This window comes from Sandaracinobacteroides hominis (genome assembly GCF_016464365.1).
GTDB classification, from domain to species: Bacteria; Pseudomonadota; Alphaproteobacteria; order Sphingomonadales; family Sphingomonadaceae; genus Sandaracinobacteroides; species Sandaracinobacteroides hominis.
The window spans coordinates 254054-274969 of record NZ_JADCUC010000003.1 but is presented as its reverse complement, the minus strand read 5'-3'; the positions used below and the strand labels follow the sequence as shown (position 1 = coordinate 274969).

General features: G+C 64.6%; 21 protein-coding genes and 1 pseudogene. 9 read left to right on the top strand and 13 right to left on the bottom strand.

The annotated features are described in order from the left end of the window. Positions 1 to 28 precede the first annotated feature (28 nt). Positions 29 to 1225: an MFS transporter gene (locus IM784_RS08635; RefSeq protein ID WP_199554907.1), complete on the bottom strand. Its 1197-nt coding sequence runs from the start codon at positions 1223 to 1225 to the stop codon at positions 29 to 31. A gap of 92 nt (positions 1226 to 1317) precedes the next feature. Between IM784_RS08635 and IM784_RS08630 the strand changes: the two genes are divergently transcribed. Next, positions 1318 to 2070 carry an SDR family oxidoreductase gene (locus IM784_RS08630; protein ID WP_235976841.1) on the top strand — a complete coding sequence of 251 codons (753 nt, stop codon included), beginning with the start codon at positions 1318 to 1320 and terminating at the stop codon, positions 2068 to 2070. 96 nt (positions 2071 to 2166) lie between these two features. Here the strand turns inward: IM784_RS08630 and IM784_RS17185 are convergent, their stop codons facing one another. Continuing rightward, the gene (locus IM784_RS17185) at positions 2167 to 2799 is read right to left on the bottom strand and encodes a choice-of-anchor C family PEP-CTERM protein (RefSeq protein WP_235976743.1); all 633 of its coding nucleotides are present in this window, start codon (positions 2797 to 2799) and stop codon (positions 2167 to 2169) included. Between the two features lie 170 nt (positions 2800 to 2969). Beyond that, complete coding sequence (locus tag IM784_RS08620) at positions 2970 to 3923, bottom strand: MBL fold metallo-hydrolase (RefSeq protein ID WP_199554905.1); 954 nt, start codon at positions 3921 to 3923, stop codon at positions 2970 to 2972. A 117-nt stretch (positions 3924 to 4040) separates the two neighbouring features. Here IM784_RS08620 and IM784_RS08615 point away from each other — a divergent pair, with 117 nt between their 5' ends. After that, a complete protein-coding gene (locus tag IM784_RS08615; RefSeq protein WP_199554904.1) occupies positions 4041 to 4535 on the top strand; it encodes a hypothetical protein in 495 nt (164 codons plus the stop codon). An 18-nt stretch (positions 4536 to 4553) separates the two neighbouring features. On the opposite strand, the gene IM784_RS08610 is transcribed toward IM784_RS08615, so the two are convergent. Genes IM784_RS08610 through IM784_RS08600 form a run of 3 tightly spaced genes read right to left on the bottom strand, consistent with a single transcriptional unit; the run spans position 4554 to position 10177 of the window. Beyond that, positions 4554 to 5792 (bottom strand): DUF445 domain-containing protein, encoded by a 1239-nt coding sequence (locus IM784_RS08610; RefSeq protein ID WP_199554903.1) that lies wholly within the window; start codon positions 5790 to 5792, stop codon positions 4554 to 4556. A 4-nt stretch (positions 5793 to 5796) separates the two neighbouring features. Continuing rightward, positions 5797 to 8943, bottom strand: coding sequence for an efflux RND transporter permease subunit (locus tag IM784_RS08605; RefSeq protein ID WP_199554902.1), 3147 nt, complete (start codon positions 8941 to 8943; stop codon positions 5797 to 5799). Positions 8944 to 8956: 13 nt separating this feature from the next. After that, entirely contained in the window at positions 8957 to 10177 is a 1221-nt protein-coding gene (locus IM784_RS08600) for an efflux RND transporter periplasmic adaptor subunit (RefSeq protein ID WP_235976741.1), read from the bottom strand. A gap of 328 nt (positions 10178 to 10505) precedes the next feature. Between IM784_RS08600 and IM784_RS08595 the strand changes: the two genes are divergently transcribed. From IM784_RS08595 to IM784_RS08585, 3 genes are all read left to right on the top strand, one after another. Continuing rightward, a complete protein-coding gene (locus IM784_RS08595; protein ID WP_199554901.1) occupies positions 10506 to 10763 on the top strand; it encodes a GlsB/YeaQ/YmgE family stress response membrane protein in 258 nt (85 codons plus the stop codon). Positions 10764 to 10860: 97 nt separating this feature from the next. After that, a complete protein-coding gene (locus IM784_RS08590; protein ID WP_199554900.1) occupies positions 10861 to 11616 on the top strand; it encodes an SIMPL domain-containing protein in 756 nt (251 codons plus the stop codon). Positions 11617 to 11620: 4 nt separating this feature from the next. Then, positions 11621 to 11959 carry a winged helix-turn-helix domain-containing protein gene (locus tag IM784_RS08585; protein ID WP_199554899.1) on the top strand — a complete coding sequence of 113 codons (339 nt, stop codon included), beginning with the start codon at positions 11621 to 11623 and terminating at the stop codon, positions 11957 to 11959. Here the strand turns inward: IM784_RS08585 and IM784_RS08580 are convergent. The 5 genes from IM784_RS08580 to rpiB form a co-directional block, all read right to left on the bottom strand. Further along, the gene (locus tag IM784_RS08580) at positions 11943 to 12461 is read right to left on the bottom strand and encodes a hypothetical protein (RefSeq protein WP_199554898.1); all 519 of its coding nucleotides are present in this window, start codon (positions 12459 to 12461) and stop codon (positions 11943 to 11945) included. The genes IM784_RS08585 and IM784_RS08580 overlap by 17 nt on opposite strands. A gap of 75 nt (positions 12462 to 12536) precedes the next feature. Beyond that, positions 12537 to 13010 (bottom strand): transcriptional regulator NrdR, encoded by a 474-nt coding sequence (nrdR, locus tag IM784_RS08575; RefSeq protein WP_199554897.1) that lies wholly within the window; start codon positions 13008 to 13010, stop codon positions 12537 to 12539. After that, entirely contained in the window at positions 13010 to 13576 is a 567-nt protein-coding gene (locus IM784_RS17180; RefSeq protein ID WP_235976739.1) for a hypothetical protein, read from the bottom strand. The genes nrdR and IM784_RS17180 overlap by 1 nt, the downstream gene beginning before the upstream one ends. Positions 13577 to 13605: 29 nt before the next feature. Next, positions 13606 to 14907 (bottom strand): serine hydroxymethyltransferase, encoded by a 1302-nt coding sequence (glyA, locus tag IM784_RS08565; protein ID WP_199554896.1) that lies wholly within the window; start codon positions 14905 to 14907, stop codon positions 13606 to 13608. Between the two features lie 5 nt (positions 14908 to 14912). Next, on the bottom strand, positions 14913 to 15341 hold the full coding sequence (gene rpiB, locus IM784_RS08560; protein WP_199554895.1) for a ribose 5-phosphate isomerase B: 429 nt from the start codon (positions 15339 to 15341) through the stop codon (positions 14913 to 14915). A gap of 206 nt (positions 15342 to 15547) precedes the next feature. On the opposite strand from rpiB, the gene IM784_RS08555 reads away from it, so the two are divergent. Then, positions 15548 to 17473, top strand: a complete 1926-nt coding sequence (locus tag IM784_RS08555; RefSeq protein WP_199554894.1) for a hypothetical protein — start codon at positions 15548 to 15550, stop codon at positions 17471 to 17473. Positions 17474 to 17544: 71 nt separating this feature from the next. On the opposite strand, the gene hemA is transcribed toward IM784_RS08555, so the two are convergent. Beyond that, positions 17545 to 18762, bottom strand: coding sequence for a 5-aminolevulinate synthase (gene hemA, locus IM784_RS08550; protein WP_199554893.1), 1218 nt, complete (start codon positions 18760 to 18762; stop codon positions 17545 to 17547). Positions 18763 to 18874: 112 nt separating this feature from the next. On the opposite strand from hemA, the gene queC reads away from it, so the two are divergent. Genes queC through IM784_RS08535 form a run of 3 tightly spaced genes read left to right on the top strand, consistent with a single transcriptional unit; the run spans position 18875 to position 20763 of the window. Then, a complete protein-coding gene (queC, locus tag IM784_RS08545) occupies positions 18875 to 19588 on the top strand; it encodes a 7-cyano-7-deazaguanine synthase QueC (protein WP_235976737.1) in 714 nt (237 codons plus the stop codon). After that, on the top strand, positions 19585 to 20217 hold the full coding sequence (gene queE, locus IM784_RS08540) for a 7-carboxy-7-deazaguanine synthase (protein WP_199554892.1): 633 nt from the start codon (positions 19585 to 19587) through the stop codon (positions 20215 to 20217). The genes queC and queE overlap by 4 nt, the downstream gene beginning before the upstream one ends. 12 nt (positions 20218 to 20229) lie before the next feature. Beyond that, positions 20230 to 20763, top strand: coding sequence for a DUF924 family protein (locus tag IM784_RS08535; protein ID WP_199554891.1), 534 nt, complete (start codon positions 20230 to 20232; stop codon positions 20761 to 20763). Positions 20764 to 20766: 3 nt separating this feature from the next. On the opposite strand, the pseudogene IM784_RS17715 reads toward IM784_RS08535, so the two are convergent. Then, positions 20767 to 20856 (bottom strand): annotated as a pseudogene (locus IM784_RS17715) (PEPxxWA-CTERM sorting domain-containing protein); the annotation flags it as partial. Positions 20857 to 20916 lie beyond the last annotated feature (60 nt).

The window sequence follows — 20916 nt, the reverse complement described above, 5'->3', positions numbered from 1 at the left end:
CTATAGGCTCGTGTTCTATAAGCTCGTGCTATTGTGCGAGTGCCGGCCGGGGCGTGCGACGCCACAGCAGGAACACCAGCGCAGTACCAACGCCGACCACGCTGAGCATGGCGAGATAGCCGTCGCTGCCTACGCCGCTGTCGAAGACGCGTCCGGCGATCCAGCTGGCGAGCGCCTGTGCTGGCGCCGTCGCCAATGCCATGAACATCATCTGCGCCGTCGGGGTGCGATCGTCTCCCCACATCTGCTGGATGCCGCGCATGGCGCCCAGAAAGGTACAGGCGAAGCTGACGGCGTGCAGGCACTGCAGCAGCACGATCAGGCCAAGACCCGGCGAGGTTGCCATCAGGCTCCAGCGGACGAGGGCGCCGATGCCGCCGATGAGCATCAGCGAGGCCGGCCGCACATGCTCGATGCGGGGCGCGATGAACATCAGGAACAGCGCTTCCATGATGGCGCCAAGCGCGAACAGCCAGCCGGCGGCGGTGGCGCTGATGCCGATCTCGTCGATCCAGAGCTTGGTGCCGAAGATATAGTAGAATTGGTGGCCGGCCTGGATCAGGCCGCAGCCGAACATCAGCAGGGCGAATTCCGGGCGCTTTACCATCGAAAGCCCGTCTGCGAGGCGCTGGCCGAAGGGTGGCTCCCTGTCGCGCGCGACGGGCTCGGGCTTCATGCCGAAGGTGGCGGCGATCAGGCCGACGGTGGTGAGGGTTAGCCACCACCAGATGCCGTCGGTGCCGATTGCATCGACCAGCATGCCAGTGGCGATATTGCCGACGACGAAGGACAGCGAGGCGAGCCCGCGCGCCAACCCATAGTTGGGCACGGCGCCCGGATGGCAGAGGCGAAGGAGGGCGGCCTCGAGGAAGGCGATCAGCGCCCAGAAGGTGACTTCAGCGGCAAAGGCCAACGCGAAGCTGATGCCGAAACTTTGCGAGAACCAGAGCCCGCCCAGCGCCATCAGCGTGATGGCGGCGAGCAGCTTGATCGGCGCGCGCCGGTCGCTGCGGCCATCGGCCCAGGCGCTGGTGAGCGGCCCGGCGACGATGCGGCCGACGCCGGCAAGCGAGATGACGAGGCCCAGTTGTTCGCCTGTGAAGCCGCGCGCGTCGATCAGCCAGATGGGGAACCATTGGATGAGACCGCCGAAGCTGGCGTAGAACAGACAAACGGCCAGCATGGCTTTGAGCGCGCTGGAATTGAGGGGGCGACCGGCGATCATGGAACCTCTTCACAAGCATGATTGCGCCCACCCCGCAAGCGGGCCATCACGACAAAAAGCGAGGGAGACGTTCGTTGGGAAAACTGTTCGACATGACCGGCCAGGTGGCCGTTGTTACCGGATCCTCACGCGGGATAGGCAAGGCGATCGCGCACCGCATGGCCGAGCATGGCGCCAGCGTGGTGATCTCCAGCCGGAAGCAGGATGCCTGCGATGCTGCAGCGGCCGAGATCAACGGGTTGGTGAGGAGGGACGCCTGCGTGGCGCGGGCTGCCAACATCAGCTCGAAAGAGGATCTGCAGGGGCTGGCGGATTTTGCGCTGACGACATTCGGCAAGGTGACGGCGCTGGTCTGCAATGCCGCATCCAACCCCTATTACGGGCCGATGCTGGGGATTGCCGACGAGCAGTTCGTGAAGATCCTGATGAACAATGTGGTTTCCAACCACTGGCTGATCCAGATGCTCAGCCCCCAGATGCTGGAGCGCGGCGAGGGATCGGTGACGATCATCAGTTCGATCGGCGGGCTGAAGGCCTCCACCGTGATCGGTGCCTATAATGTGTCCAAGGCGGCCGACCTGCAGTTGGCGCGCAACCTCTCGGCCGAGTTCGGGCCGAAGGGGGTGCGGGTGAACTGCATCTGCCCGGGGCTGATCAAGACGGATTTTGCCCGTGCGCTGTGGGAGAACCCCGATACGCTGAAGATGGCGACGGCGGGCAGCAGCCTGAAGCGGATCGGGGAGCCGGACGAGATTGCCGGGATGGCGGTGTTTCTGGCGAGCCCTGCCGGGACATTCACCACCGGTCAGGCAATGGTGATCGACGGGGGCGCTGTGATTGTTTGATTGCGATGGACGCGCAGCCGCCTACGGCCCGAAGGCCGCAAGCGCGACTGCGCGCCCGCGCCAGTGCGCGGAACTGGCCGAAGGCCGGCCGTCTGGTCAGGCGTTGACCTGGCCGATGCCGGACTTGCGGCGGCGCAGGCTGGCACCGACGAAGCCGAAGCCGGCAACCATCATCGCCCACATGGCGGGCTCCGGCACGGCCGAGACCGACACATTGTCGAGCGCGATGCCATAGGCGCCGGTGTCGCCGCCGGTGAAGCTGAGCACCGAGGCGTTCGAAGAAGCGGTGAATTCCAGCACCACCGACTGCCAGCCCAGCGGCTGGCTGATGGCGCCGGTATATTGGACCGAGACCGGGGTGGCGTCCCCGAAGCCGACCAGCATCGACTTCAGCGCCTGGTTGTCCGGGTTGGAGGCGATGTCGAACGACACGCGATAGCGCGTGCCGGCAACTGTGTTCAGCGCCTGCGAGATGGTGCCTGCGGAATTGCCGTTCAGGTCGATGCTGCGGTTGCCGTTGCTGGCGTTCCAGTAGCTGCCGATATGATCGATCGAACCGTTGGAAATGGTCCAGCCGGTGAGGTTCGTGGAACCCGTGCCATAGGTGACGAAGCCGGCGCCGAAGGCCGGGGAATCTTCGAAGCTGCCGTTGACGACCGCGACGGCGCTGGCGGCGGTTGCCGAGCCGGCCAGCAGGAAAGCGGCGAGCGCGAGTTTGGCGACGTTCATTCTTATTGCTTCTCCGTAATTCGCGAGACCGCCCTAGCATGATTGCCGGCGGCATCGGCGTAACCAACTGTTACGCAAAAGGTTCGGTTGATTGGAAAGCGGGGCGGCGGTCGGCCCGGTTGCGAGTCAGATAGCGGCGAACCGGTTTCTTCGCAAGTGCAGCATGTGCGTCAGCGGCGGTCGTAGTAGAGTTTTGCCATCCGCCCGAACAGTTCGGTGGCCGGTGTCGGCTCGGGCGTGTTGCTCCATTCGCGCCAGGCGGTGTCGACGTTTACGGCGATGCGCTCGGCGTCGCGCCAGCTGGCGTAGCGACCAAGGCCGATGTCCATCGCCGCTTCTTCCGGACCCATGCCGATGGTGAAGCGGGCGTGCGCCTCGCTTTCGACGAAGCGGAGATAGTCGGCGACTTCGCGCACGCCGTAGAGGCCGGTGAGCGGGCCGTGGCCGGGGACGATATGGGTGGGGTCCATTGCCTCGATCAGGTCGCAGGCCGCGATCCAGTTGGAGATCGGGCCGGCCCAGACGACGGGCGTGCCCTCTATGAACAGGATGTCGCCGGTGAAGATGGTGTTGCTGTCGGGGACATGCACGAGGATGTCGCCGGCGGTGTGGGCGGGGCCCACCTCCAGCAGCTGCACACGGGTGTCGCCGACATCCAGGCTGGCCGTGCCGGAGAAGGTGCGGGTGGGGGCGCTGTGGTGGACGCCGGCGAAATCGAAGGGGGCGAAGATCTCGGCGAAATAGCGCCCGGCCTCCCCCATCAGATTGGCTTGGCCGGCCGCCTTCAGCTGCGCCATGAGCGAGGGCGGAAAGGCCTCCATCTCGCGTGCGGAGGCTTCGCTGGCGACGATTTCGGCGCCGGTGAGGAGGGCGTTGCCGTGGGTGTGATCGCCGTTGGCGTGGGTGTTGATGACAGTTTCAACGAGATCCCGGCGGATGCCGCAGCTGGCCTCCATGGCGCGCAGCATCTCGTCGGTCAGATGCTCGTCGAAGAGGGTGTCGACGAGGACGGATTCGCCGGAGTTGGTGATGAGGCCGGCGTTGGAATAGCCCCAGCCGCCATCGGGCTGCAGCCAGGCCCAGAGGCCGTTGCCGAGGTCGGTGAGGCCTTTGGCGTAGGACATGCGCTTTTCTCCCTATTGGCACTCTAGCAGTATGCCGATGGCAGGTATCCCTTTCGATTGCCTGTTGGCGGTGAGAATGTCAGTAATTCCGGATTGGGATGTGGCGGAGTGCGTAGCGTGGCGGGTGAGGTTGTAGCCGAGTTGCTCGCCAATCTGGCGGTTGAGGCCGGCGGGGATGCGTTGATCCAGCTGGGTGTTGGCGAACGCAAAAGGGCGGTCGTCTGGCGCGTCGTGACCTCCATGCTTGTGTTCCTGCTTTTCGGCTTTCCGTTATGGGGAGCTCTTTGGACGTTCATGGATACCCGCGACTGGGTTGGCGCTTTGCTCGCTCTGCTGGCAGCGCCGTTCTGCATGTTGGCGGCCTGGACGGGTGCCCGGGAAATCTGGAGACTATGGCACTGGGGGGAGCCGATGATGGTGATCGCATCGGAGAAGATTGTAATCCCGCGACGCAACACGACGATCCGTTTGGCGGATCTTTCCCATATCGCAGTGGGGCGCAATGGAATCCGGCTGTTCATCAAGGATCGTCCGGGTGCGATCCGCGTCGCGACGCGGCGGGGTGTCGAACTTGCCGCCCTGATAGAGGCCTATCGAAAAACCGGGAACTGAGACGACCGCCGAGGGTCTTCAGGCGTGGCCGGCGAGCAGCAGGACGGCGTGGAGTGCCAGGCCGATGCAGCCGCCGATCAGGGTGCCGTTGAGGCGGATGAACTGGAGGTCGCGCAGCACGGCGGTTTCCAGCTTGTCGGTGATGGTCTGCGCGTCCCAGCCCTTTACCGTGTCGGATACCAGCGTGACGATGCTGTCGCCATGTTCGGCAACCGTGCCGACGACGGCGCGGCGGGCCAGCTGGTTGACGGCGGCGGCAAGCGCCGTGTCTTCGCGCAGCGAGCGGGAGACGGCTTCGCCGATTTCGCCGATGCCGTCGCCCTGCGCCATGGTGAGCAGGCCTTCCTTGAAGCGGCCCCACAGTCCCTCCAGCCAGTCGGCGACGGCCGGGTTGGCGAGCAGCTCGCGTTTGGCGCGCTCCACCTTCTCGCGGGTTTCGGGCATGTGCTGCAGATCGAAGGCGAGGTTTTCGAGCGCGCGGTCGGCTTTTTCGCGGACCGGGTGATCGGGGTCTGTCGCGAGATCGTGCAGCAGGCCGCGCAGGCCGTTCACCAGCTCGTTGGCGATGCGCTCGTCGACGTTGACGAGGCGCAGCACCCAGCTGGTGCGCTCCTCCACCATCGAGCGGATCAGCCCCTCCTGGCTGTCGATGGTGCGGCTGGCCCATTCGATCAGCTGGTCGAGCACCGGGCGGTGGCGGCCGTCGGCGATCATTGCCGCCAGCGTGCGGCCGAGCAGGGGCGAGACCTCCAGTTCGCGCAGGCGGACCATGGCGCCATCCTGCAGGCGCTGGACGATGGCATGGGCGGCGGGCGTGTCGGAAAGCTGGGTGACTAGGCGGGAGACGCCGCGCCGGACCTTGCCGCCGGAGGCGGGGCGCTCCAGCAGGTTGGCGAGCGTGCCGGCGGCGTCGAACCCGTCGAGTCGACGGGCGACGTTCATCGGCGTGAGGAAATTTTCCTTCAGGAAGGTGGCGAGCGCTTCGCCGATGCGGTCCTTCGATTGCGGGATGATCGCCGTGTGGGGGATGGGCAGTCCCATCGGATGCCGGAACAGCGCGGTGACGGCGAACCAGTCGGCGAGGCCGCCGACCAGCGCTGCCTCGGCAAAGGCCTGCAGCCAGACGAAACCGGGATGAAGGTTGGGGATCGCCCAGGTGGAAAAGGCCAGCAGCGCCGCCATGGCGACGAGCAGTCCGGTGGCAAAACGCCGGAGGCGCTGGCCTTCGGCCAGCCGCGCGCCCGGCGTTTCGTCCATGTCGTCACTCGGCAGGATGCGGCTCCGCCTTGGCGTCCCGGCCGCCGTTGGTGAACAGGCGGCTGAGCAGCGGCCCCATCTTCCGCTCGACATCGTCGGCGAGCGTGAAGGCCGCCGGCACGATCACCAGCGTCAGTACGGTGGAGAGCAGGAGGCCCCCGATCACCGCTATGGCCATCGGCGCCCGGAAGCTGGAGTCCCCGTGCAGGCCGAGCGCCACCGGCAGCATGCCGGCGGTCATGGCGACGGTGGTCATCACGATCGGCTGCGCCCGTTTGTGGCCGGCATCGAGGATGGCGGTCTCGCGGTCGACGCCGTGGCGCATTTCCTCGATGGCGAAATCGACGAGCAGGATCGAGTTCTTGGCGACGATGCCCAGCAGCATCAGCAGGCCGATATAGACCGGCATGGAGATGGCATGGCCCGTGAGGATCAGCGCGATGGCGGCCCCGAGAGGCGCCAGCAGCAGCGAACCCATGTTCACGAAGGGCGGCAGGATCCGGCGATAGAGCAGCACCAGCACCGCAAACACCAGCATCACGCCGGAGACGATGGCGACCATGAAGCCGGTCACCAGCTCTTCCATGACTTCGGCCTGGCCCTGTTTCACTTCCTGCACGCCGGTCGGCAGGTTCTTCATGGTGGGCAGGTTGTGCACGGCCTTCAGCCCGTCGCCGAACTCGACGCCATTCAAGTCAGCCTCGATGGCGATGCGGCGGGTCTGGTTATAGCGGCGGATCTTGGTGGGGCCGTTGCCGAAACTGATGTCGGCGACGACCTTCAGCGGAACGGAACCGCCGGACGCCGTGGGCACCGGAAGATTTTCCAGCATGTCGACGTCGGCGCGGGCATTTTCCGTGAGGCTGACGCGGATCGGAACCTGACGGTCGGACAGCGAGAATTTCGCCATGTTCTGCTCGATGTCGCCCAAGGTCGCGATGCGGATCGTCTGTGACAGCGACTGCACCGAAACGCCCAGCTGCGCCGCCATGTCGAACTTGGGGCGGATCAGGATTTCGGGGCGCTCCATGTCGCCGTTGATGCGGGCGTCGCGCAGGATCTTCAGGCCCTGCATCTCGCTCGCCACCTTGCGGGCGGTCTGGTCGAGCAGGATCGGATCGTCGCCGGCGAGCATGATCACCATGTCGCGGCCGTTGAAACCGCCGTTCATCGAGGCGAAGTTGATGCGCGCGTCGGCAATTCCCATCAGCTGCGGCGCCATCCGGCGCTCGAACTCCTTGGTGGTGACGCTGCGTTCTTCGGCGTCGACGAGGTTCAGATAGATGTTCGCGCGTCGAACCTCTCCATCATCGCCGATATATTCGAACGCCTGGCTCACCTCCGGCTGTTTTCGCAGGATGGCTACCACCTGATCGACGGCGGCCGTGGTTTCCGGCAGCGTGGCGCCCGGTGGAAGCTCGATCTGCACCTGCGACGAGCCGAAATCCCCATCCGGCTGGAATGCCGAGGGCATCTGCATGAACAGGAAGATGGTGAGGAAGAAGGAGGCGACACCGAGGCCGACCACGGTGAGCGGACGGGCGTGCGCCACGATCTGGCCCCAGAAGCGCGACAGGGCATTGCCGTGCCGCTTCTGCGGTTCGCGGTGGATCGTCCAGGCGAGCAGCTTCATGTAGCGGCTCATCACCGGTCCGTCCGCGCGGGTGCGATGGCCGTGATCCTTCAGGAAATAGGCGGCGATCAGCGGTGTGATGAGACGTGCGACCAGCAGCGACATGAACACGGCGATGGCGACGGTGAGGCCGAACTGCTTGAAATACTGGCCCGGGATGCCAGGCATGAAGGCGACGGGCAGGAACACCGCGATGATCGAGAAGGTGGTGGCGACAACCGCCATCCCGATCTCGTCGGCAGCATCTATCGAGGCCTGATAGGGGGATTTCCCCATCCGCATGTGGCGGACGATATTCTCGATCTCGACGATGGCGTCATCGACGAGAATCCCGGCGACCAGGCTGAGTGCGAGCAGGCTGATGGTGTTCAGCGTGAAGCCCATCATCTCCATGAACCAGAAGGTCGGGATGGCGCTGAGCGGAATGGCGAGGGCGGAGATGACGGTGGCCCGCCAGTCGCGCAGGAAGAGGAAAACCACGACGACCGCCAGCAGCGCACCTTCCCACATGGCGGTGATGGCGCTTGAGTATTCCATCTTGGTGTATTTGACGGTGGTGAACATCTCCTCGAACTTGACGCCGGGGAACTGCTTTTCCAGCTCTTCCAGCTTCTTGTTCATGCGGTCATAGACCTCGACGTCCGAGGCGCCCTTGGCCTTGAAGACGCCGAAGCTGGTGACCTGCCGGCCATTCAGCCGGGCGATGGAGCGTTGTTCGGAGGCGCCGTCGACGACTTCGGCGACATCGCCGAGCCGCACGTCGCGGCCGTTGCCGATGGCGATGCGGGTATCCGACAGCTGCTGCGCCGTGCGGGCGCCGCCCAGCACGCGAACAGCCTGTTCGGAGCCGGAGATTTCGGTGCGTCCGCCGGGGGCGTCGATGTTCAGCTGACGGAGCTGGCTGTTGACCTGCGCGGCCGTGATACCGAACGACTGCAGTCGAACGGGGTCGAGGTTGACACGGATCTCGCGGCTGACGCCGCCGCCGCGGCCGACCTGCGCCACGCCGGGAATCGAGGTGAGCGCCTTCGACACATTGTTGTCGACGAACCAGCTGAGCTGTTCCAGCGTCATCGCCGTGGAGCTGACCGCCTTGTAGGCGATGACCCCGCCCTCGATCTCGACCCGGCTGACCTGCGGCTCGAGGATGCCTTCCGGCATGTCGGAGCGGACCTTGGTGACGGCGTCACGCACGTCGTTCACCGCCCGGTCGACGGGGGTGCCGAGGTGGAATTCGACGTTGGTGTTGGAAACGCCCTCGGCGACGTAGGAGCTGATGCTCTTGACGTTGCCGATGCCGGCGACCGCGCCTTCGACCTTCTGCGTGACCTGCGTCTCGATCTCGGTGGGGGCACCACCGGGCTGGCTGACGGTGATCGTCACCATCGGCACCGAGATGTCGGGCATCTGGGTGATCTTCATCTGGTAGAAGCTGAGCAGGCCGATGGCCGTCAGCAGGACGAAGAGCATGATGGGCGGAATGGGGTTGCGGATCGCCCAGCTTGATATGTTGCGCATGGCGGTTCGCTCCTCAGCCGGCCGTGGCGACAGCCGGAGCCGCCGCAGGCGCGGCCAACTTCGGTGTCACCTTTTCACCCGGATGCAGGAAGGCGCCTGCCGACTGCACCACCTTCTCCGTGCCGGTGAGGCCGGAGAGGATGACGACGCCGTTGGGCGTAACCGAACCGGTCTTCACCGGCATGCGCTTGACGGCATTGTCGGCGCCCACGGTGAGGACATAATTGCCGTCGCGGTCGGACAGGACCGCCGACTGCGGCAGCAGCGGCCGCTGCGACTTCGCGCCTTCGACCACGACATTGGCGAAACCGCCCGAACGCAGCTCCGTTGCCTGCGGCAGGGCGATGCGCGCCGTGCCCTGACGGCTTTGCGGATCGATCACCGGCTCCAGCAGCCAGACATTTCCGGCATAGCGGTTCTGCGAACCGACCGGGGTGATGGTGGCGGGCTGGCCGACGGCGAGGCCGGGCATGTCCTGCTCGGCGATCTGCGCGCGCAGCTCCATCTGGCCGCCGGCGGCGACACGATAGAGGGCGCCGGTTCCGGGGGAAACGATCTGGCCGGGCTCCACCATGCGGGCGAGCACCAGACCGGCTTCCGGGGCGCGGATAGCGAGGCGGTTCAGCCGCTCCTGCATTTCGCGAACCTGTGCCTGCGCCACGCTGACGCGGGCGTTGGCCGAATCGCGGGTGGCGGTGCGGCGATCGATATCGGCCTTGGAGATGAACCCGCGTGAGACGAGCGCGTTGGCACGGTCCAGCTCGGACTGGGCAAGGCGGGCATCTGCCCGCGCCTGCGCGACGCTGGCCTGCAGCTGGGCAAGCTGGGCGCGCTGCACCGACGAATCGATTTCCGCGAGAACCTGGCCCTTGCCGACATATTGCCCGGCCTCGACGCGGATGGCCGAAATCATGCCGCCCTCGCCGGCGACACCCACGGGCATGTCGCGGCGGGCGCTGATGGTGCCGACGGCGGCGACGCGGCTGGCGACTTCGCTGGTGCCGGGCACCAGCACGGTCACCGTCGGTGGCGGGGAAGGCGGCGTCTGCGCCTTGGGAGCGCTCGCCTTCCAGACGAGGAAGGCAACGAAGGCTGCAACCGCGGCGATCGAGGCGATGACGATGATCCAGGTCTTGCGCTTGTTGCGCGCGCGCTGCTCGGCATCCGCCTCGGCGGCGTCACGATCCAGCTGCTCCCGAATGCCGGGATCCTGAGGGGACAAATGCATGTTCATGCCGTTTCAAGCTTTCGTAGAGCGGGCGTTCCCGGCACGACAGGCACGGATGTGCGTTGCCAATTCAGGATTGCCCAGAACCCCCGGCCGCTCCCCTCAAAGACGGACGAAGAACCTGCCCCGCCACTGCCGCCCTTCCGGCAATGAAACTGGACATCGCCCCCATACACATTCCGATTGCCAAGATAAAGGCCCGTTGCGTGCAGGAAACATCATTGGCAGCCACTGTTACCATGCGGCCACTTGCCAATTTGTCCTTGCGTTGTGCTAGCATGACCAATGTGGCGGCCGGCCTTTGGGGCGGGCCCGCAAGGGTGGGAGACGCGATATGGAATATGGCATCCTGGGCTGGATCGTGGTGGGCCTGATCGCAGGCGCGCTGGCAAAATGGATCATGCCGGGCAAGGACCCGGGCGGCATCATTGTAACCATCCTGATCGGCATCGCCGGCGGTTTGCTGGGCGGCTTCCTGTCGGAGCTGATCGGGCTGGGCACGGGCGGCTCCATCTGGAACCTGGCCTTGGCGACGGCGGGCGCCGTGCTGCTTTTGTGGATCTATCGCCTGATCAAGAGCCGGTCTTCCTGAACGGCGGGCGCAATTTCGCTTCATCGGCGGGAAACCCGGCATCGGCTCTTTTGGCGCCATCTGCGGTTATCGCCGCATGTGCATCAGGAGGATTTGCATGAAATCACGTGAGATTGCGGCGTTGGGAATTGCCGCGCTGGGGGTCGCTATCGCCCTGCCCATGGCTACTGCCGCCACGGCCCAGAGCGGGCCGCCGGAGCAGATGCAGGTGCGCAAAGAGATTCGGATGATGCCGACGACGGCGACGCTGACGGCGAGTGCCGACGTGCAGGCGCCGCCGGACATCGCCGATATTGGCGCCGGGGTGGTGACGCAGGCGGCCGATGCCGGATCGGCGCTGCGCGCCAACAGCGAGCAGATGAACCGGGTGATGGCAGCGCTGCAGAAGGCGGGCATCGCCAGCCGCGATATCCAGACGACGGGCATCAACCTGCAGCCGCAATATCGCTTCGAGCAGAACCAGCCGCCGATCCTGACCGGCTTCCAGGCCTCGAACCGGGTGCAGGTGACGCTGCGCGAGATCGGCAATGCGGGGAAGGTGATCGATGCACTGGTGGCGCAGGGCGCGAACCAGCTGGACGGGCCGAATTTCCGCATCAGCAACCCCGAACCGCTGCTGGACAAGGCGCGGACGGAGGCGGTGCGCAAGGCGCGGGCGCGCGCCGATCTCTATGCGGCGGCGGCGGGCATGAAGGTGAAGCGCATCCTTTCGCTGAGCGAGGGCGTGGAGTTTCAGCCGCCGCGGCCGATGGCGCGGATGCAGGCGGATGCGGTTGCGGCGGCGCCGCCGCCGGTAGCGCCCGGCGAAGTGGGGCTGACGGCGACTGTCAACATGACCTTCGAGCTGGAATAGGCCTTTGGTCGGCCTTCTGAAGCTGAAGGCGCAGCTGCTCGTTGACGGCGAGATTGCGCTGGGGCCGGGGAAGGCCGACCTGCTGGAAGCGATTGTGGAGCATGGCTCCATTTCCGCGGCCGGGCGGGCGATGGGGCTTTCCTATCGCCGTGCCTGGCTGATGGTGGAGGCGATGAACCGGCTGTTTGCGAAGCCGCTGGTGGAAACGAAGCGCGGCGGGCCGGGCGGCGCGGCGCTGACCGAGGCTGGGCGCGCCGTGCTGGCGGAGTATCGCGGCCTGCAGGCAGAACTGGAGGCCGCTGCCTTGAAGCGCGGAGCGAAGCTGGTCAAGGCACTGGGCTGACGAGGACACGAAGCTCTGCGCCGGGATTGGCCGTGAACTGCAGCATATATTCGCCCGCCGGCAGGTTGAAATCGACGAACTTGCGGATGCTGCTGCAAGCCGGGCCGTGCCCATGGGCGGTGGACTTCGCCGGGCCGGCGACTGTGAGCAGGTCGATCCAGGCTGGATTGCTGAGAGCTACGCGCCAGTTGCCGGCTGTGGGGATGCGGATGGAGACGAGGCCCGCGTGCGCGTCGGGGCGTGTGCGCAGCTGTTCAGGGGCGGCTGCCAGCTTGACGGATGCCGCCGGATGCAGGGCAAGCGTTGCCGGCGTTCGGGGTTGAAGCGCCGGCACTGCCGCGGTGTTGGCGGCCGCCGTTATCGCCGTGGCGGGCTTTGTCCATTCGACAAAGCCGGGCGGCAGATCGGCGTCCAAGGCCTTGCTGCACTCTGTTGCGGTCTGGGCCTGCGCGAGCGCCGGGGTTGTGACGGCAATGGTCAGAAGGACTGCAAGACTGCGCATGGGATTCCCGTTGCTGGATATATACCCCTGTATATAGCAACGGGCGGCGGTGAAAAGGGCGGGCGCCGCCCCCTTTTATTGCGGATCGCCCTTGAGCACGGCTTTCGACAGGCCGCCGACGAAGGTTTCGAAGTCGCGGGCTTCGCGGAAGTCCTTGTAGACACTGGCGAAACGGACGTAGGCGACCGGGTCCAGACGTTCGAGGCCCTGCATGACGAGGGCGCCGATCTGGCCGGCTTCGACTTCGCTTTCGCCCATCGCTTCCAGCTGGCGCTGGACGGCGGAAACGAAGCGCTCGATGCGGTCGCCGTCTATCTCGCGCTTGCGGCAGGCGATCATCACGCTCATCGCCAGCTTCTCGCGGTCGAACGGCTCCTTCTTGCCGTTTTTCTTCACCACTACGAGCTCGCGCAGCTGCACGCGCTCGAAGGTGGTGAAGCGGGCGCCACAGGCCGGGCATTGCCGCCGCCGACGGATGGCGCTGCCATCCTCGGTGGGGCGGCTGTCCTTAACCTGGCTGTCGTCGTGGTGACAGAAAGGGCAGCGCATCAGTTCTTCTTGGCGAGCGTGCGGAGATAGCCGAGGCCACCGCCGACGACGGCGCCGACGAACGGGCCGACGAACGGAATCGGCAGCACCAGCCCGAGCGCGGCGCCCGCTGCTGCGCCGGTGCCGACGTTGCGGCCAAGCGGCGTGTTCCAGACCTTTTTCGCGGTCTGGCCGGCTTCGCTGTCCATCGCCTGCTTGCCATAGGCGCTGGCCTGTTTGCCCAGATCGGTTTCGAGGGCCTTGGCGGTATATTCCTGCGCGGTGGCGCTGGCCTTCTTGCCGATGTCGCTGTCCAGCGCCTTGCCGACCAGTTCCTCCCCCTTGGTGAAGGCGGTTTCGGAGAAAGCGGCGGCTTTGCGGCCGGTTTCCGATTCCAGGATCGGTTTGCCAGCGTCCAGCGCTTCGGCGGCGAGCTTGTCGACCTTGTCCACCTTCGGCTTTGGCGCCGCCTTTGGCTTGGGAGCAGCCTTGGGCTTTGCCGTGGAAGCGGCCGCGGCCTTGGGCTTTGCGGCAGCCTTCGGCTTGGCAGCGGCTTGCGGCTTGGCGGGGGTGGTCTCGTCGGTCATCGAATGCTCCCTTTTGCGGACAGGCTTCCTCAGCCGTAGATGGGGAAGCGGTCGGTCAGCGCCTTTACGCGGGCGCGGACTTCGGCCTCTGTCGCAGCATTGCCGTCTGCGCCGTTTGCTGCAAGCCCATCCAGCACATCCGCGATCATATGGCCGATCGCCTCGAACTCGGATGCGCCGAAACCGCGGCTGGTGCCGGCCGGGCTGCCGACGCGAATGCCGCTGGTTTTGGTGGGGGGCAACGGATCGAACGGCACACCGTTCTTGTTGCAGGTGATGTGGCTGCGCTCCAGCGCCTCGTCGGCGTCCTTGCCGGTGATGCCTTTCGGCCGGAGGTCGATCAGCGACAGATGCGTGTCGGTGCCGCCGGCGACGATGTCGCAGCCGCGCGCCTTCAGCGTTGCCGCCAGCACGCGGGAGTTTTCCAGCACGGCCTTCGAATAGTCGATGAATTCGGGGCGCAGCGCTTCGCCGAAGGCAACGGCCTTGGCGGCGATCACATGCATCAGCGGGCCGCCCTGCAGGCCGGGGAAGACGGCGGAGTTGAACTTCTTGCCGAGCTCCAGGTCGTTGGAGAGGATCATGCCGCCACGGGGGCCGCGCAGGGTCTTGTGGGTGGTGGTGGTGACGACATGCGCGTGCGGCAGCGGCGAGGGGTGCAGGCCGGTGGCGACGAGGCCGGCGAAGTGGGCCATATCGACATGCAGGTAGGCCCCGACCTTGTCGGCGATTTCGCGCATGCGCTTGAAATCGATGACGCGCGGATAGGCGGAGCCGCCGGCGATGAGGAGGACGGGCTTCACCTCGATGGCCTGGGCTTCGAGCGCATCATAGTCGATCTGGTGGGTGTCTGCGGTGACGCCATATTGGACGGCGTTGAACCATTTGCCCGACATGGCGGCGCGGGCGCCGTGGGTGAGGTGGCCGCCGGCATCGAGCGACATGCCGAGGATGGTTTCACCGGGCTTCACCAGCGCCAGCATGACGGCGCCGTTGGCCTGCGCGCCCGAGTGCGGCTGGACATTGGCATATTCGCAGCCGAACAATTGCTTCGCGCGATCGATGGCGAGCTGCTCGACCTTGTCGGACCATTCGCAGCCCTGATAGTAGCGCTTGCCCGGATAGCCTTCGGCATATTTGTTGGTGAAGACAGAGCCTTGCGCCTCCAGGACGGCGCGGCTGACGATGTTTTCCGACGCGATCAGCTCGATCTGGCCCTGCTGGCGGGCGAGTTCGCCGTTTACGGCGGCTGCGACGGCGGGATCGGCCTCAGCGAGGGTGGCGCCGAAGAAGCTGTCGTTGGCGGGCTGGGAAACGGGCTTTGTGCTCATGTGCTTTATCCTAGCTTGTCGCGGCGGGCGGCGTGGCGGCCGCCTTCGAACGGGGTTTCGAGGAAGGCGGTGAGGGCGTCGCGGGCGGTTTCGATGCCGGTGAGGCGGGCGCCGAAGGAAATCATGTTGGCATCGTTGTGCTGGCGGGAAAGCCTTGCGCCGAGATTGTCGTGGATAAGGGCGCAGCGGGCGCCGGGGACGCGGTTGGCGGCGATGGAAATGCCGATGCCGGAGCCGCAGACGACGACGCCGAATTCTGCAGCGCCCGAGGCGACCTTTTCGGCGCAGGCGCGGCCGAAATCGGGGTAGTCGACGCTGGTGGTGGCGTCGCCGGCGCCGAGATCGAGGACATCGTGGCCGGCAGCGCGCAGGTCTTCGGCGAGAACGGCCTTCAGCGGATAGCCCGCATGATCAGATGCGATTGCAATCTTCAATGGTTTTCAGGCCCTGCCGAATGGTGAATCGCCAGCCCTTGTGGGGACGCGGCGACCCTATGCGCCATATGTGAGCTTTCGCCAAGATGGGTGGATGTGCAGAAATGGGTTGAGACGTTGTTGTGTCCTTGCTCACGCTTTCCGCGTTCTTGATCTGCTGACAATGAGCGGCGTCTCGATTGGTGGGTAAGCATAGGGGGAATTGTGTGGAATTGATGCAGACAGATTCAGCCGATCTTGATCCGGAATTTTCTGATCGAGACAGGCAATGGCCGTTATGGGGGCATATGCTGCTGTGCGCCGCGTGGATTGCGCTGCTTGCGGCATTGAGTAGTTCGCGAGCAGATACGAGCCTGTTTATTTTCTTCGCTCTACTGTTCGTCATTTCCGCGCCGGCAGCCGTTTTGGTGGCTCATCGGTCGGTCGTTCGCCGGACCATGCTGCTGGCATCGCTCAAGCCGGGTTCGACACTTCCGACACTGCTTCGTGGATATGTATTGCGCACGCTGATTGCGATCGTTCTTGCAGTTCTATTGTCTGTCGTTCTGGCGATGAGCATGCTTGATCAGGACAGTGGCGGAAGGGTTGCTATAGCACTGATCTGTCAGGCCCTATTTATCGGCATTGCCGCTCCGTTGGCGCACCGGTGGACTGCATCGCATTTCCAGCCTTGGTCCCAAATATATGCGGTAAGAGCGCTGGTTGTCCCCGCGGGTGCGGTTTTGGGGGCCGCGGCGATGATGTGGGTATTGCCACTTCCGGAAGCCGTCACTCTATCAGAGGCAGTGGATTCAACCCCTTTCAAGCAAAGCGCAATGCTCGAATCGGTTTCGATCACGTTGTCTGTCCTCAACGGCGTGCAGGTTTTCGCCCTAGAAGAGGTCCAGTCGATTGGAGGCGGGTATCGCACCTCAGCCAACCTCTTGTATTTCCTGCAATGGATTGGAGCCTTCTGGGTCAGCGCAATGGCTTTCACGGCGCTGGGAATTCGCTGGCGCGAAATGCGCAGGGCGTTTTCAGCACCAGATCAAAGCAGTTGGCCGCCGAGACTGAGCGCGGTGGCCTATGTTGGCATCCTTTCTTGCGTCGCGGCTTATTGGGCAACTTACAATTATGGGGCGTTGCGCGCTGAGGCGTTGGCTTCACGCTACAGTTTGCCAACAAAAATGCAGACTGGTCGCACCACAATCATAGATGTCTACAGGATCGGCGAGGAGCTCTTTCCAAAAGACGTTGTGATGACTGTAATTGAAATGAGACCGGATGTCGGCGCCATTCGGTCCGAGGCTAAATCAAGTATGTGCAAATTGGCAAAATCAGCTTTTGATGGTGCTGAGAGATCGGCGAAATCGTATGTTGATCAATATTACACGATGCCCGCCGAATATATGAGATTGGGATATATATTTACCTCAAAATCTGAACAGATGGCCAAAAACGATATGACGACCCACATATTTGGTGATAGCTTTGCAAAACAAATGTCTGCAGGCGCCACGCTGGTCAATGCTGCAAGCGGCATGGCGGCAAACGTGGATGCACGCTATGTTGAAAAAGCAAAGGAAATACTTGGTCGGCATAAATTGAAACCGTCTTATGGCATCAGAATGCGAGAAGTGGGTCGTGCTCCAGACCTGCAGTCGTTGCTGATACCACCGTCAACATTGGCAGATCCACAATGGAAGGCAGCTTCCGCTGTGTCGGCAGCTCTACTGGCACAGGGCGGAATGGCCGTGATCGGCAATCGTGTGAGCGCAAAAGTATTCGGCTCCCAGACTGTGCAAACCTTCACCTCCAAGATGGCAAAACGCGTTGGCGTAGGCCCAAAGAGTGCGGCTGTTGTAGCGGGGAGTACGAAATCGGTTGTGCGAGGGGCCACGGCAGTAGCTGGAGCGGCTGCAGGTACGGTTGCTGGAGTTGCAGCGACCAAGGCCATGCTCGAGGCAGATGAATATCTTCACCGAGCCGAATTCGAGGCGCAAATCCTGAAGGAAGTCAGGGCCTCGCGGGATGATTATCTTCAGAAGGCAGGATGCCTGCCTGTTCCAGTCGCGGCTGTTCCGGCAGGATCGGTTAGACAACAGATGGCGACGGTCGGCGTTCCGAGGGGCGATCCTATACGTTCGCGATAGTGAGGGTGCAGGGAAATCATTTCCCTGCTGGGTGCAGGGCAAAGCCCTGCCCGCGGGAGGCAGAATGCGGCCTAGGCGGCGGCGCGCATTTCTAGGCGGCCCCAAATTTCGGTTAGCGCTGCCACCAGTTCGCGCATCATGGCTTCGTCGTGGGCGGGGCCTGGGGTGAAGCGGAGGCGTTCGGTGCCGCGGGGGACCGTGGGGAAGTTGATCGGCTGGACGTAGACGCCATATTCGGCGAGCAGGATGTCGCTGATCTTCTTTGCCTTGATCGGGCAGCCGACCATCAGCGGGACGATGTGGCTGACGCTGGGCATTACCGGCAGGTCTGCTTCGGCCATCAGGCGCTTCAGCGAGGCGGCGTTGGCTTGCTGGGCTTCGCGTTCGGCGGCGGAGGCCTTCAGGTGGCGGACGCTGGCGAGGGCGCCTGCGACTAGGACCGGGCTGAGCGAGGTGGTGAAGATGAAGCCGGGGGCGTAGCTGCGGATGCAGTCGACGATGTTCTTGTCTGCGGCGATATAGCCGCCCATGACGCCGAAGGCCTTGCCGAGCGTTCCCTCGATGATGGTGAGGCGGCGGGCTGCTTCGTCGCGATCGGAGATGCCGCCGCCGCGCGGGCCGTACATGCCGACGGCGTGGACTTCGTCGAGATAGGTGAGGGCGCCGTATTTGTCTGCGAGGTCGCAGATTTCGTGCAGGGGGGCGATGTCGCCGTCCATCGAATAGACCGATTCGAAGGCGATCAGCTTGGGCGCTTCGGGGTCTGCGGCGGCGAGGAGCTCCTCGAGGTGGACGAGATCGTTGTGGCGCCAGACCTGCTTTTCGCAACCGCTGTGGCGGATGCCGGCGATCATCGAGGCGTGGTTCAGCTCGTCGGAGAAGATGATGCAGCCGGGCAGCAGCTTGCCGAGCGTGCTGAGCGTCGCCTCGTTGGAGACGTAGCCGGAGGTGAAGAGGAGGGCGGATTGCTTGCCGTGCAGGTCTGCCAGTTCGCCTTCGAGATCGATGTGGTAGTGGGTGTTGCCGCCGATGTTGCGGGTGCCGCCGGAGCCCGCGCCGACGTCGTGCAGCGCCTCTTCCATGGCGGCGACGACCTTCGGGTGCTGGCCCATGGCGAGATAATCGTTGGAGCACCAGACAGTGATCGGCTTGGGGCCATTGTGGCCGGCGAAGCAGCGCGCGTTGGGGTAGGCACCCTTGTTGCGCAGGATGTCGATGAAGACGCGATAGCGTCCTTCCTCGTGCAGGCGATCAATTGCCGCCTTGAAGACCTGGCCGTAGTCAACCACTTTGCGCTCGCGCCTTTCCGCTTTGGGCCGCGCCCCTAGTGCGGCATGCGACTACATGCAAGCGTAGCAATGCCGCACCGCCGCGTCTAGGAAGCGACAAGACTAAGGGAATATGGTGACTGTGAACGAGAATCCACTGGCAATGCTGGCGGGGAAACCTGTGGTGCTGCTGCTTTCGGGCGGGCTGGATAGTGCGACCTGCCTGGCGATGGCGGCGAATGCGGGTGCGCGGGTGCTGGCGCTGACGATTGATTATAATCAGCGGCATCGGTGTGAGTTGGATGCGGCGGCGAAGCTGGCGGCGCATTATGGGGTGGAGCGGCATATCCGCTTGCCGCTGGATCTGCGCGGCTTTGGTGGATCGGCGCTGACGGATGATATCGCTGTGCCGAAGGGTGGTGTGGCCGAGACGGGCATTCCGGTTACCTATGTGCCTGCGCGGAATACGATTTTCCTGTCGGTGGCGTTGGGCTGGGCCGAGGCGGCCGGCGGGGCGGATCTGCTGATCGGGGTGAATGCGCTGGATTATTCGGGCTATCCGGATTGCCGGCCGGAGTTTGTGGCGAGTTTCGAGGCGATGGCGAACCTGGCGACGAAGGCGGGCGTCGAGGGGACGGCGCGCTATCGGGTGCATACGCCGCTGCTGAAGCTGAGCAAGGCCGGGATTGTGCTGGCGGCGGTGGCACAAGGGCTGGACATGGGGATGACCTGGTCCTGCTATGATCCGACGCCGGAGGGCGCGCATTGCGGCGCGTGCGACAGTTGCCGGTTGCGGCAGAAGGGCTTTGCGGAAGCCGGGGTGCCTGACCCTACCGTTTACGCATGACTTATGCGGTGAAGGAGTTGTTCCTGACCTTGCAGGGGGAGGGGGCGCAGACGGGGATGCGGGCGGTGTTCCTGCGCTTTGCCGGGTGCAATCTGTGGAGCGGGCGGGAACAGGACCGGGACACGGCGGTGTGCCAGTTCTGCGATACGGATTTTGTGGGGACGGACGGCGAGGGCGGGGGGAAGTTTCGCGAGGCCGGGGCGCTGGCGGAGGCTGTGGTGGCGGCTTGGGGCAGCGGGCTGGAGCATCGGCTGGTGGTGTGCACCGGTGGCGAGCCGTTGCTGCAGCTGGATGCGCCGCTGATCGAGGCGCTGCACGCGCGCGGGTTTCGCATTGCGGTGGAGAGCAACGGCACGGTGGAGGCGCTTGCCGGGATCGACTGGCTGTGCATCAGCCCCAAGGCGGGTTCGTTGACGGTGCAGCGGCGCGGAGATGAGCTGAAGCTGGTGTATCCGCAGCCGGGGTTGCTGCCGGACGCGGTGGAGGGGTGGGATTTTGCGCACTTCTTCGTGCAGCCGATGGACGGGCCGGCGCAGAAGGCGAACATCGATGCGGCGATCGGCTGGTGCCTGGAACATCCCAAGTGGCGCCTGAGTTTGCAGACGCACAAGCTGACCGGGATTCCTTAGGAGAAATGGACGATGCTGCCATCGGAAGTGGTGAGATTCTGGCGGGAGGCCGGAAGCGGGAAATGGTTTGGCAAGGACCCGGCGTTTGACGCGGAGTTTCGCGAGCGGTTCCTGACTGCACATGAGCTGGCGGCAAGCGATGGGCTAGATATGTGGGCGGTGACGGCGGAAGGGGCGCTGGCGCTGCTGATCCTGCTGGACCAGTTTCCGCGCAATGCCTTTCGCGACACGGCGCGGATGTTTGCGACCGATGCCAAGGCGCGCGACGTGGCGAGCGCGGCGGTGGAGCGGGGGCAGGACGGGCAGGTGGAGGAAGCGCTGCGCTCGTTCGTCTATCTTCCGTTCGAGCATTCGGAGCAGCTGGCCGATCAGGACCGCTCGGTGGCGCTGTTCCAGCCGCTGGGCGAGGAGCTTTTGAAATGGGCGGTGATGCACCGCGACATCATCGTGAAGTTCGGGCGCTTTCCGCACCGCAATGAAATCCTCGGGCGGGAATCCACGCCCGAGGAGATCGCGTTCCTGAAGTCCGGCGGGTTTGCCGGCTGAGGCCTAGGCCGCGGCGTTGCGGCGCCGACGGGCTGCCGTGCCGATCAGGCCGAAGCCGGCGATCAGCATGACCCAGGTCGCCGGTTCCGGCACGACGTTCGGATCGACTGCCGGGGCGTAGGTGATGGTGACGGTGCCGCTGTTCCAGAGACC